The organism is Psychrobacter sp. W2-37-MNA-CIBAN-0211, assembly GCF_040309405.1.
Classification (GTDB): Bacteria; Pseudomonadota; Gammaproteobacteria; order Pseudomonadales; family Moraxellaceae; genus Psychrobacter; species Psychrobacter glaciei.
The window spans coordinates 626,982-639,748 of record NZ_JBEOOU010000001.1 but is presented as its reverse complement, the minus strand read 5'-3'; the positions used below and the strand labels follow the sequence as shown (position 1 = coordinate 639,748).

General features: G+C 42.6%; 12 protein-coding genes. 5 read left to right on the top strand and 7 right to left on the bottom strand.

Annotated features, from left to right (window positions below; all coding sequences use genetic code 11):
• Nucleotides 1–260 precede the first annotated feature (260 nt).
• The 3 genes from AAEY72_RS02665 (at nucleotide 261) to AAEY72_RS02655 (ending at nucleotide 5,226) form a co-directional block, all read left to right on the top strand.
• Nucleotides 261–1,526 (top strand): PQQ-dependent sugar dehydrogenase, encoded by a 1,266-nt coding sequence (locus AAEY72_RS02665; RefSeq protein WP_352309345.1) that lies wholly within the window; start codon nucleotides 261–263, stop codon nucleotides 1,524–1,526.
• Nucleotides 1,527–1,693: 167 nt separating this feature from the next.
• On the top strand, nucleotides 1,694–3,337 hold the full coding sequence (locus AAEY72_RS02660; RefSeq protein ID WP_189581353.1) for a BCCT family transporter: 1,644 nt from the start codon (nucleotides 1,694–1,696) through the stop codon (nucleotides 3,335–3,337).
• A gap of 233 nt (nucleotides 3,338–3,570) precedes the next feature.
• Entirely contained in the window at nucleotides 3,571–5,226 is a 1,656-nt protein-coding gene (locus AAEY72_RS02655; protein ID WP_201593414.1) for a BCCT family transporter, read from the top strand.
• Between the two features lie 361 nt (nucleotides 5,227–5,587).
• Here AAEY72_RS02655 and AAEY72_RS02650 read toward each other — a convergent pair whose 3' ends face one another.
• On the bottom strand, nucleotides 5,588–6,088 hold the full coding sequence (locus tag AAEY72_RS02650; protein WP_352309344.1) for a lactoylglutathione lyase family protein: 501 nt from the start codon (nucleotides 6,086–6,088) through the stop codon (nucleotides 5,588–5,590).
• Between the two features lie 107 nt (nucleotides 6,089–6,195).
• Between AAEY72_RS02650 and AAEY72_RS02645 the strand changes: the two genes are divergently transcribed.
• The gene (locus AAEY72_RS02645; protein ID WP_352309343.1) at nucleotides 6,196–7,065 is read left to right on the top strand and encodes a LysR family transcriptional regulator; all 870 of its coding nucleotides are present in this window, start codon (nucleotides 6,196–6,198) and stop codon (nucleotides 7,063–7,065) included.
• A gap of 64 nt (nucleotides 7,066–7,129) precedes the next feature.
• Here the strand turns inward: AAEY72_RS02645 and AAEY72_RS02640 are convergent, their stop codons facing one another.
• A complete protein-coding gene (locus tag AAEY72_RS02640) occupies nucleotides 7,130–7,354 on the bottom strand; it encodes a hypothetical protein (RefSeq protein ID WP_201593412.1) in 225 nt (74 codons plus the stop codon).
• Between the two features lie 246 nt (nucleotides 7,355–7,600).
• On the bottom strand, nucleotides 7,601–8,464 hold the full coding sequence (locus AAEY72_RS02635) for a DMT family transporter (RefSeq protein ID WP_352309342.1): 864 nt from the start codon (nucleotides 8,462–8,464) through the stop codon (nucleotides 7,601–7,603).
• A 291-nt stretch (nucleotides 8,465–8,755) separates the two neighbouring features.
• On the opposite strand from AAEY72_RS02635, the gene AAEY72_RS02630 reads away from it, so the two are divergent.
• Nucleotides 8,756–10,135, top strand: a complete 1,380-nt coding sequence (locus AAEY72_RS02630) for an aminotransferase-like domain-containing protein (RefSeq protein ID WP_352309341.1) — start codon at nucleotides 8,756–8,758, stop codon at nucleotides 10,133–10,135.
• A gap of 99 nt (nucleotides 10,136–10,234) precedes the next feature.
• On the opposite strand, the gene rplI is transcribed toward AAEY72_RS02630, so the two are convergent.
• From rplI to AAEY72_RS02610, 4 genes are all read right to left on the bottom strand, one after another.
• On the bottom strand, nucleotides 10,235–10,747 hold the full coding sequence (gene rplI, locus AAEY72_RS02625) for a 50S ribosomal protein L9 (RefSeq protein ID WP_352309340.1): 513 nt from the start codon (nucleotides 10,745–10,747) through the stop codon (nucleotides 10,235–10,237).
• 20 nt (nucleotides 10,748–10,767) lie between these two features.
• Entirely contained in the window at nucleotides 10,768–10,998 is a 231-nt protein-coding gene (gene rpsR, locus AAEY72_RS02620) for a 30S ribosomal protein S18 (RefSeq protein ID WP_010198808.1), read from the bottom strand.
• A 16-nt stretch (nucleotides 10,999–11,014) separates the two neighbouring features.
• Complete coding sequence (gene rpsF, locus AAEY72_RS02615) at nucleotides 11,015–11,419, bottom strand: 30S ribosomal protein S6 (protein WP_010198801.1); 405 nt, start codon at nucleotides 11,417–11,419, stop codon at nucleotides 11,015–11,017.
• A gap of 303 nt (nucleotides 11,420–11,722) precedes the next feature.
• Nucleotides 11,723–12,712 carry an RDD family protein gene (locus AAEY72_RS02610; protein WP_352309339.1) on the bottom strand — a complete coding sequence of 330 codons (990 nt, stop codon included), beginning with the start codon at nucleotides 12,710–12,712 and terminating at the stop codon, nucleotides 11,723–11,725.
• Nucleotides 12,713–12,767 lie beyond the last annotated feature (55 nt).

The window sequence follows — 12,767 nt, the reverse complement described above, 5'->3', positions numbered from 1 at the left end:
ATTGCCCCAAACTAGGCGTAAACCGATGATAATGTCGAGACCTTAGCTAGGTTTGCAACAACATTTGGGGTGATTTTAGCATCAGCCTTTCAGGGCAGGTCTATTTTTTGCCAATACATGGCGAAATTGTCTAACCTAGAACGACTAGGCATCAAAAATTTCACTGCGTATTGTCTAAAAAATAGCCACTGCCAGTTCCATGTTTGAATGTTCAACAGACCCTAATAATATAAGTGCAAATTGGATAAAGAGGAAAAGTGATGACAACCAATATTGAACGTCTAGGCAAACCTTTGACATCACCATTAATCATCGTAGCTTTATTGTTCAGCACCTCGGCTTGTTCCAATCCTTCATCGGTAAATACCAGCCCCGATGCGGCAGAATCCAAAGAGACGCAAACCTCTGAAGCCGATGTAAAAGTTAGTGATGCTCAAGTCAGCGTAGACAAGCCTGACTTTTCTAAGGCCGAGATTGCAACCTTTGATGAGCCTTGGGCTATGGCTGCATTACCCAGTGCAGATAACCAACCACCGAAGCTACTGGTGACACAAAAAACAGGCGAGCTGTTCATTGTAGATACCGCGACGGGTGCCAAAACGAGGGTCGAGGGTGTTCCCGAAGTCGCTTATGGTGGCCAAGGTGGATTGGGAGACATCATAGTAGCACCAAATTTTGCTACGTCTAATACAGTGTATCTCAGCTATGTGGAAGCAGGAAGCGGAGATGACAGCAATACATTTGGTGCTAAAGTCATCAAGGCAACGCTCTCAGGACTAGAGACAGATACGCCAACGTTACAAGCCATTACGCCAATCTGGGAGCAATCTCCAAAAGTAAAAGGGCAAGGACACTATAGCCATCGATTGCTGTTTTCACCTGATGGACGCTATCTATATATCAGCTCAGGCGAGCGCCAAGAAAAAACCCCAGCCCAAGATATGAGTGTCAACTTGGGTAAAATTATACGCCTAAATGCTGACGGCTCTATCCCAGCAGACAATCCATTTTTGGACAATACGAATGACATCGCCAAGCAGTTTTGGACGATAGGTCATCGTAATGTGCTTGGCATGACATTTGATGACAGTGGACAGCTTTGGGCACATGAAATGGGGCCAAGAGGCGGCGATGAATTCAATCTCATCGAAAAAGGTAATAATTATGGCTGGCCAGTTGTGTCCAATGGACGCAATTACTCAGGTATTGATATCCCTGATCATGACACAAAGCCTGAGTTTGCTGCACCCAAAATCACTTGGACGCCAGTCATATCTCCATCTTCCATCAGCATATACGCGGCGGGTAGTCATAATGACTTTCCTAGTTGGCAAGGCAATGCGCTTATTAGTGGCTTATCTTCTAAAGCACTTATCGTAGTCAGCTTCAATGAAGGCAACACCGCTGCTGATCGCTATCGCTACGATATGGGCGAACGTATCCGCAGTGTGCTGGCAGTAGATGGGCAAGTGTGGGCATTGCAAGATGGTAATGGGGGGCAATTACTTAGACTACTGCCTAAGTAATATCGTAATAAAACCAATTTTGATTTTATATTTATGTAGTTATTCTAAAAAAAATTGTTAAGTCTTTTAGAGTAAATTAAAGGTTTTATCAAGTTTTATTTTGTAATTGATTGATAGTTAAGGCCTATTTTGTTAAGGTAATGTTCCTTGAATTTTGAGACTTGCACATGGAAGAAGTAAAAGTAGGCAGATTAGGACCTTTTCCACGGGTGAGTAAACCTGTGTTTATAACATCGACGTTGTTAATTGTCGGATTTATTATTTTTGGCGCTTTGTTTACGGAAACGGCAGGGGCGCTCTTTAGTTTTTTACAAAATTTTATTACTGACAAGTTCGGTTGGCTATTTATTATCCTAGTCAATACAGCGCTTGCCCTCTGTATTTACTTAGCAATGAGTCGCTATGGTGATATTCGGCTAGGCAATCAAACGGAGCGACCACAATACAATCTGTTTTCGTGGATTGGTATGTTGTTTTCTGCAGGTATTGGTATTGGTCTAGTCTACTGGGGTACAGCGGAGCCGTTGTATCACTTTATGGCACCACCAATGGGCGAGGCCGAAACGGTAGCAGCTGCAAAGCAAGCGATGAATATCTCATTTATGCATTGGGGATTACACGCTTGGGCCATTTATACGATTGTGGCGCTGTCTTTAGCCTATTTCCATTTCCGTCGTGGCTTGCCATTATCGATTCGATCAACCTTGTATCCTTTGCTCGGCAAAAGAATTTACGGCCGATGGGGACATACTGTCGATATCTTGGCCGTGTTTGGTACGATGTTTGGTGTGGTCACCTCGCTCGGGCTTGGGGTGATGCAGATCAATTCTGGACTCGAAAAGCTGTTTGGTACGCCTAATAGTCTTACGGTTCAGTTTGGCTTGATCGCTTTCATTACAGCGCTTGCAGCGGCTTCGGTCTTGATGGGTCTAGATAAAGGTATTAAGCGACTTAGTGATATCAATATTGGTTTCACCATCGTCTTATTGGCGTTTATGGTTATTTTAGGGCCGACACTTTTCATCTTTGATAGCTTTATTGAAAACATCGGCAACTATCTGACAGTGATTGTTCCTTTAGGTACGTGGGGCGAGTCTTATAGTGGAACAGATTGGCAGAGTGGTTGGACGATATTTTATTGGGCATGGTGGGTTAGTTGGGCACCATTTGTTGGTATCTTTATTGCCCGTATCTCTCGTGGTCGTACGATTAGAGAGTTTGTACTTGGTGTACTACTCATTCCTATGATGATTTTGTTTTTCTGGTTTACGACCTTTGGCGGCGTTGCTGTTCACATGGAGCTTGCCTCTGCTGTGTCCGGTATCAGCCCAGGATTGGTTGAAGCGGTACAAGCGGATACTGGTAGTGCGATCTTTAAATTGGTTGAGTACTATCCATTGGCAAAACCGATTACGCTACTGATTGTAGTGATGATTATGCTGTGGTTCGTAACCTCATCAGACTCAGCCAGTTTTGTCATTGACATGTTGACTGCTGGTGGCGATACCAATCCACCAAAAATACAGCGCTTGTTTTGGGCAACCACAGAAGGCGTTATCGCAGCTATCTTGCTGGCGGCTGGTGGACTGTCTGCCTTACAAGCGGCGGCTATCGTAGCAGGACTGCCATTTGCCTTAGTGATTTTCGTTATGATGTATGCATTGTTACGTGGTCTTAGTCGCGATCGCTTGATTCTATATCGAGCGCAGCAGCAATTCATCACAGATGAATCAGCAGACCATAATTCAGCGAACGAATTCGTTGATGAGCATTTGCTAAAAGGGCCACCCAAGATAGTGAAAGGTGACTAATAAGTAAAATAGTCATTTGAGCTGTTTTAATAGGAGCCCTAATTTATTCGTAAATTGGGGCTTCTTTATTGGATAAAGATATTTAAATTTATTCAGTCTAAATTCGAATTGTTGAAAATTAGTACCGAAGTGTTACCACCATTTCTATACATTTGGCAGTGTTTACAAAACGTTATATTTGATAATTCGTTCATACCTTGGTATGGTTACGCACTTTTTTTGGGGATATACCTATGGATCATGTAAAAGTTGGCCGATTAGGCCCTTTTCCGCGGGTAAGTAAACCTGTATTTTTGACTTCAGCGATTTTGATACTTGCCTTCATTATCTTTGGGGCATTATTCAACGAACAAGCAGAAGTGGTATTTAACCAAGCAAAAGCATTTGTCTCTTTACGCTTTGGCTGGTTCTTTATTGTGGTGGTCAATTTAACGTTAGTCATGAGTATTTATATGATATTTAGCCGCTATGGCGATATCAGGCTTGGTCATCAGAATGAGAGACCAGAGTACAATCTGGTTTCTTGGATTGGTATGCTGTTTTCAGCAGGTATCGGTATTGGACTGCTTTATTGGGGCACAGCCGAGCCGCTGTATCATTTCATGGCTCCACCATTAGGAGAGGCGGAAACAGTCGCCGCTGCTAAGCAGGCGATGAACATCTCGTTCCTGCATTATGGTCTACATGTATGGGCGCTCTATGGCATGGTCGCGCTATCCTTGGCTTATTTTCATTATCGAGTAGGGTTGCCATTGGCTATCCGCTCCACCTTGTATCCAATATTGGGTAAAAAAATCTACGGTGGTTGGGGTCATACGGTCGATACGCTTGCCGTATTTGGTACGATGTTTGGGGTAGTGACCACGTTAGGTCTTGGTGTTTTACAGATTAACTCTGGTCTTGAGACACTGTTTGGTGTGCCCAATAATATTACGGTGCAGATTATTTTGATCGGCTTTATCACTATGCTAGCAGGGTTATCCTTGTTCATGGGACTAGATAAAGGCATTAAGCGTCTTAGTGATACCAATATATTCTTCACGGTGATATTGCTCAGTTTTGTGATTATCTTTGGGCCTACTCAGTTTATCTTTAATAGTTTTGTAGAAAATATCGGCAACTATTTGCATGAAATTGTGCCATTAGGTCTGTGGACAGAGTCTTATAGTGGAGAGGAAAACTGGCAATCCTCATGGACAATATTCTATTGGGCATGGTGGATTAGTTGGTCACCATTCGTTGGAGTGTTTGTTGCCCGTATCTCTCGAGGTCGCACCATCCGTGAGTTCATATTAGGGGTTTTATTAATTCCTATCACTATTCTATTCTTGTGGTTTACCGCCTTTGGTGGTTCTGCGGTGAATATGGAGCTGATGGCAGCGGCAGATCCTAACCTTGTCAGTCCGGGTCTTATCGAAGCCGTTAAAGCAGATACCGGGAGTGCCATCTTTAAATTGATGGAGTCTTATCCACTAACAGAGGCGGTCAACCTACTCATTGTAGTCATGATTGTACTGTGGTTTGTGACCTCATCAGATTCAGCCAGCTTTGTCATCGACATGCTGACCTCAGGTGGCGATACCAATCCACCAAAGATTCAGCGTTTGTTTTGGGCAGGTGCTGAAGGCGTTATCGCCGCTGTATTATTGGCAGCAGGTGGTTTAAGCGCACTGCAAGCGGCCTCTATTGTTTCGGGCTTTCCTTTTGCTATTGTGATCGTCGTGATGATGTATTCATTGCTACGTGGATTGAGCCGAGATCGTTTGATACTGTATCGTAATCAGCAATGGTTCACCACTGAGGAGTCAGCAGAGCACAATTCTGCTAATGAATTCCGTGATGAAGACCTACTTACAGGTCCACCAAAAATCATAGACTCTAATGATTAACACGCTTTAGATATTTGCTAAAAATCCCAGCCTTGTGCTGGGATTTTTTATGCCGATATATTTTTATATTTTCAATAAGTGGAAAGCCATCATCTGCATTCATTTTTTGCGTAAACGATTGCTTCAGTGCTACACAGTTAAAGTATAGTCAGTGAAAAGTAATATCGATACATCAGCAGTATCGTAGCGTTTTTGAGGTATTTTGACTATAGTTTAAAGTGAGTACAAGGCAACTGAGCACAAGTAGATTACTGATAGACAACGCACGCAAATAAAAATAGCGCACTCAGGTCATGAGTACGCTATTGGTTTTTCAATCAGATATAAGCTAAAACTATACTGAGCCAAATTTATACTGAACTTAGTATGCGCCTTCGCTATAGATAAGCTCGTAGCTATGGCTGTATATCTCAACGATGTTGCCGAACGGGTCTTCCATATAAATCATACGATATGGCTTTTCACCAGGGTAATAGTAGCGTGGTTTTTCCATACGCTTTTTGCCACCTGCTGCAACCATACGCTCAGCCAGCTCTTCAACATTTGGATCTTGAACACAGAAGTGAAAGATACCTGTTTTCCAGTATTCAAAGTTGTTTTCAGGATCTTCTTGATTTTTAAATTCAAAAATCTCAACACCGATACGGTCACCAGTAGATAGGTGCGCAATACGGAAGCTACCCCAACCAGAACGGAATACTTCAGTACACATTTCACCAATCGGACTGTCATCTCCAACAATCTCAGTTGGTTCCATGATGGTGTACCAACCCATCACTTCAGTATAGAATTTTACGGCAGCGTCCAAATCAGGGACTGACAGACCGATGTGCGAAAAGCTTCTTGGATAAACGTTGTTCATAGCTTGTGCTCCTGTTTGCTGTACTCTTGTTTAACGTGAGGCCAGTATACAAATGCATATACATTATGTAAAATTATCAAATATTATATAAATAAGTATGAAACGTAATGATGAATATCACATGGCTACGAACTTTCTGTACGCTCGCGGAAGTTGGTCACTTTACGCGTACGGCTGAACGTCTATATATGACGCAGTCTGGTGTGAGTCAACATATAAGTAAGTTAGAGGAGCAACTAGATACGAATTTACTGATTCGACAAGGAAAGCAATTCTCATTGACCAATGCAGGTGAGCAGCTCTATAAGGAGGCAGGAGATATATTGCAGCGCTTATCCAATCTGGAGCAGCGAATTGGCGAAGATCCACCTTATGAAGGATTGGTACGGTTGATGTCACCGGGAAGTGTCGGACTTAAGCTATACCCAAAGCTGTTGACGCTACAGCAGCAGCATCCAAAATTGGTGATTGATTATCGCTTTGCACCCAATTCTGATATCGAACGAGCACTTGCCAATCACGAGATTGATATTGGTTTTATGACGGATATCTCAGATGATGAGACAGTCAGTTGCCAGCCTATGGCGCAAGAAGCGTTGATACTGGTGACACCAGCGAGCACGGTAAAGCCGAGCTGGGAGCAGCTCACTGAGCTTGGCTTTATCGATCATCCAGACGGTGCCCATCATGCAGGCATGCTACTGACTGCCAATTATGAGCAATTCCAGCATATCAATGATTTTGAGAAAAAAGGCTTTTCTAATCAAATTGGTCTAATTTTAGAGCCGGTCAGTAAGGGAATTGGCTTTACTGTTTTACCAGCGCATGCAATGGCAGCTTATCCAAAGCCTGAGCTTATCAACAGTCATTATCTGCCAGTTGCCGTTAGCGAGACGCTATACCTTGCGCTAAGACGGCAGCATGCGCTCTCTAACAGAGTGAATACAGTCATTGAGGAAGTAAAAAAATGGCTATAAAAGTATGACAGGCGTATACAAATTTTCTTAGGCAAAATATATAAATACGGGAATGAGGATTTTACTAAGCTATTTTATCAAACCAAGCCTTGCTGCTTTGAGCAGTCATAGAATCGAAGCTCACATAAATCCCTTGGTCACCTAAAGTGGCATACCAATGATCATCGTTGCTACCGGTTAGCAACTGAAAATACTTATTGTTAACGATTCTACCTACAGTATAGACTTCGCCTTCTAAATAAAAGTCATTACCTTGTGTGCAGATTAATTTATCGTCAGTGCTTATCATATAGTTCTATCTCATTCATGAAAAGATAAAATGATAATAGCAACTTAACTAGTAATAATAAAGAGGCTTTGATAAGGAGTATCTTATTGTTAAGTATATGTTTTTTAGCTTATTTGTTGCTGAAACATATCATTATAAAATTGGGTGCAATAGTAAGTGATTGAGCATACAAACTTAAGCATATAGGGGTCTCTATGTTGTCTGATTTTTAATAGTAAACGATTGGTTTTCATAAATAAAAGTTGTCTACACCGCAAATTTTTTCGCGCCGAGCACACAAGCTAATGCTCCCAATGTACTTATTACCATGCCAAGACTAACGGTCTCATGTAGTAATCCTGCCGCTAGCATAAGACCCATAAAAGGCTGTAGCAACTGTAATTGCCCAACAGCAGCAATACCCCCTAATGCCAATCCACGATACCAAAACAAAAATCCGATGAACATACTGAACAAAGACACGTAGAGTAATCCTGCCCAAGCGGCAATGTTGATGTCTGTGAATGTCTTTGGCCACGTTAGCCACGTGACGGGAAGTAAAATTGGTAATGACAAAACCAAAGCCCAACTAATCACCTGCCAGCTGCCAAGGGTGCGTGATAACCGTGCGCCTTCTGCATAACCTAGAGCACAAGCGATGACAGCGCCTAGCATTAGTAAGCCTCCCAACAAAGGCGTATGACTACTGTTCATAGCCGCGTAACCAGCGACAAAGGTGCTACCTAACAGGGCAAATAACCAAAATAAAGCGGGTGGGCGTTCATCACCGCGCCAAACGGCAAATATAGCAGTAAATAGCGGTAATATTCCTAAAAATACAATGGCGTGTGCCGAGGTGACATGCTGTAAAGCCAACGCGCTTAATAAAGGAAAGCCAATGACCACACCTAGAGCGACAACACTTAGAGCGTGTAGGTCAGCCTTGGTTGGTGGGTGCTGTTTGAATATTGCTAAGACGGTGATAGCGAGCAACGCGGCTAACGTCGCACGCGTTCCAGTCAAAAATAGAGGGTCAAAACCCATTACTGCTAAGCGGGTAGCTGGTAAAGAGCCTGCAAAGATAACGACGCCGATAAACCCATTCATCCAACCTTGAGTTGTGTTTTTCATAAACCTACCACTGTATTTTTTATACGTTGATTAAAGCAAATGTTTGGTAGGTTATCTACGTACAATACAGTACAATTATACCGAACTGTTTGGTGTCAATGGCCCATACAGTATGAAGCGTATTTACTAAAGGTAGGCTGGTATTACTATGTTTGATCATTGAAACCAGATAAATGCTATTTTAGATTTATCTGACTTTGAGCCAACTCATGGTAGCCAAGCATAATAACTTTTTCGGCGAAGCATGACTTGGTAAAGCATAAATAATGGCATGGTAGAGAATAGAGAATTATGAAAATTGGATCGACTCGTATTGAGATGGTAATAGCGGATGTAAAAGCAAAGATTGCTACTGTCATCTACATGCCCGGTACACGTTTGCCCTCAGTACGCGCCGCCGCTAAAGATCACGGGTTTTCACCGTCGACAGTCGTAGAAGCTTATGAGCGGCTGCAAGCTGATGGGGTTATATACTCGCGTCCGGGTGCTGGATTTTACGTTGCCGAGTCTACACCACCACTATCCTTGGCAGATATTGCTCCAAAGCTTGATCGAGCCGTAGATCCGTTATGGGTGTCGAGGCAATCGCTTGAAACTTCTGATAATGCTTTAAAGCCAGGATGTGGCTGGTTACCGCCTGACTGGCTATATGAAGAAGGTATGCGTCGCGGATTGCGTAGTGTGGCAAAGGGCAGTGCGAGTGTGATGAGCGAGTATGCCACGCCATTGGGATTATTAGAATTGCGCCAACTACTTACTAGGCGTATGGTAGGTTTGGGGGTAAACGCGGAACCGTCGCAGGTCATGTTGACTGAGTCTGGTACACAGGCCATAGATTTGATTTGTCGTTTTTTATTGACACCAGGTGATACCGTAGTCGTAGATGATCCTTGTTACTTTAATTTTCATGCGTTATTAAAAGCACATCGGGTAAAGGTGGTAGGAGTACCTTACACCTCTACTGGGCCGGATGTTGATGTATTCGCTGCAGTATTAGATGAGCATAAGCCGCGCCTTTATATAACCAATGCCGCGATACATAACCCTACGGGCGCTACATTGTCACCAGCCACAGCCTATAAAGTGTTGCAACTGGCACAATCCGCTGGGTTATATATCATTGAAGATGACATTTTTGCTGACTTTGAGATTACTCCAGCAACTAGGTTGGCAGCATTAGATGGTTTATCGCAAGTATTCTATATCGGTAGCTTTTCTAAAACCTTATCTGCATCATTGCGCTGCGGTTATATTGCGGCACCAACTGCTTGGGTAGAGAGTCTATTAGACTTAAAAATAGCCACAGGTTTTGGTGGTGGGCAGCTGGCGGCAGCAGTGGTTTTATCTGCATTGACAGATAGTGGTTACCGCAAACATATGAATGCTATGCATCTACGCTTGGCAAAAGCACGCTCGCAAACGTTACCACGCTTGGCTAAATTGGGTATAGCGCCCTGTCTATTACCACAAGCTGGCATGTTTCTTTGGTGTCAGCTACCTGATGGCAACAACGCGGCTGAATTAGCAAACGCTTGCTTAGCAAAGGGCGTGTTATTGGCTCCGGGTAATGTCTTTAGTCAAGCTCAGAACGCTGAGCATTTTATGCGTTTCAATGTCGCACAAGCATCAGACGCTAGGATCTATGAAGTGTTGGCTGAGTCATTGGATTAAGAGATTGAGCCGATGTGTGCGCTGAATGAATTGACATAAAAAAAGCCAGCAACACAAGGTTGCTGGCTTTTTATAGACTGAGTCTAACTATTTCAAAGATTACTCTTCAGAATAGTCTTCATTCTCGTCTGTAGCTTCTTCTTCAGCTGTATCTTGGTCATCGCCATCTTCAGATAGGATAGTGACTAAGATGCTAGCAGTAACGTCATGATGTAGTTGAATATCAACATTATATTCGCCCACTTGACGTAGTGTACCTTCAGGTAGCTTGATTTCAGCACGGTCTACTTCTAGACCTGAGTTAGTCAATGCTTCAGCGATATCGCGAGTACCGATAGAGCCGAATAGCTTGCCTTCGTCACCTGATTTAGCACGCATGATAACATTAACGTCAGTCAATGCATCAGCACGTTCTTGAGCAACAGCTACTTCTTTCGCTTCTTCAGCTTCGAGTTCGGCACGACGTGTTTCGAACTTTTCAATGTTAGCTTTATTAGCAGGTAGAGCTTTGCCCAATGGGATAAGAAAGTTACGTCCGTAACCTGGTTTTACATCGACAGTTTCACCGAGTTTACCAAGGTTGACGATACGCTGTAACAAAATAATTTGCATGAGTCATTCCTAGTTAACGGTTAACCCTGATGGTTATCAGTGTATGGAAGTAGCGATAAATAACGAGCTTGCTTGATAGCAGTAGCTAGTTGACGCTGATATTTAGTAGATGTACCGGTAATGCGGCTTGGTACGATTTTACCATTATCACTGATATACTGTTTTAGCAATTCAACATCTTTATAATCGATGTGAGTGATGCCTTCAGCAGTGAAACGGCAGAATTTGCGACGGCGATAGAAACGTGCCATGAGTATTCTCCTTTAATTAGTCTTCACTGTTGTCGTTGTCGTCATTATCGTTTTCACGACTGTCTGGACGACGAGTAGTTGCTTTGCGTGCGCGTTTTTCATCGGCATTCTTGGCTAACTGCGACTCTTCAGTGACAGCGTCGTCACGGCGCATAACTAGACTACGAATGATCGCGTCGTTATAACGGAATAATTCTTCAAGTTCAGCTAAAGTCTCACCGTCAGTTTCAATGTTGAAAAGAACGTAATGAGCTTTGTGAATCTTGTTGATTGGGTAAGCCAGTTGACGACGGCCCCAATCTTCTAAACGATGGATAACACCGTTGTTGTCTTGAACTAACTTGATATAGCGTTCAACCATGCCGACCACTTGGTCGCTTTGGTCTGGGTGTACAATTAACACCAGTTCGTAATGTCGCATTATGACTCCTTACGGATTAGTAGCTATTAACCCTATGTTAATAGCAAGGAGATTTATAAGGTAAGCTGTATTCCCATCAAATATAACAAAATATAATAGGAAAAAAGCTTAGTTTATAAAGCGCCGTATTATAACAGTACGCAACGATTAACACAAAGGTTAATCGTTGCGTAGCTGCCAATAAAAACATGAAAACAATAAATTTTTCTGTATCAATGATCTGTATCAATAAAAAGCCACGATAAAAAGCTACTTTTTTGACATCATCTAAGACTTATTTTTGATAAAACGCTCAAAACGTTGCTATTTTACTTTGGGCTGTTTTACCAATTGACTGCTATCTGCTTTTACCACCAACGTTTTGGCAAGCTTGTCATGCCAGCCGATATTTTGCGGGCTTTTTGAGGCCATATAATAATGAATGGCGACAATCACAAAACCTAAAAAGCTGGTGAATGAAAACAGTAAGTTGTAAATAATGAACAATAGCAAAGTACGTGTGCCGATAAGCTTGATAAAAGAAGGCAGACGATGCGTGGTTTGATCCACGACGCGAATACCTGTAATCAGCTTGCCCAGTGATTGACCACGCATGGTGATAAATACTAACTGTAACGCAAACAAGCCAAAAACCATGACTTGCGATATCATCAATGTGCTGCTAGGAAGGCTCTCCATCAGCGTCATTGAATATTGATAAGCGGCATCCATGTCTTGGATATTTTGAAACTTGCTATAGTCTACATCCATTTTGGTTAATGCTAATCCAAGTGGAAAGATGGCTAGCAAGTACAATAAGCCATTGAGCGCAGTTGCCAATATGCGTGACATGATCGGGGCTAGTACTACATCGCCAACGACCTTATCTTTGGCTGTGATATTCTTATTAGCAGCCGTTTTATTTAATGACACATTATTATGCGGTGTGTGATGACGGTTGCTGGTCATATCTGTTTTGGCATTGTCTTTTGGACGTTCAGGCTTACCATATAGTCGGTCTAAGGACACGCTTTTTCCGTCTTTAGCGCCACTGGTTTCAGTATCTTCGGGAAACACGGTGACATTATTGACAATAGAGTCATTAACTTCAGGGCTGCTGATGCTAGTAGGTCGATAAACCCCTTGATTGTTTGTCAAGTTACCAACTCGCTGCCATTGGTCTAAGCCTTCGTGCCAGATCAAATCATCCAGTAAAACTTCACCAGACGTCAGCATAATATTGAGCTGATCCAAATTATATGGACCGGCTTGTACGTTATTTCGAGCTAAGAAAATCTGCATAATTGCCTGCATAGTTAGTCATATATTAAGTCGCTACTGTAAGACATAGTATTAGGGTCTATTCAAG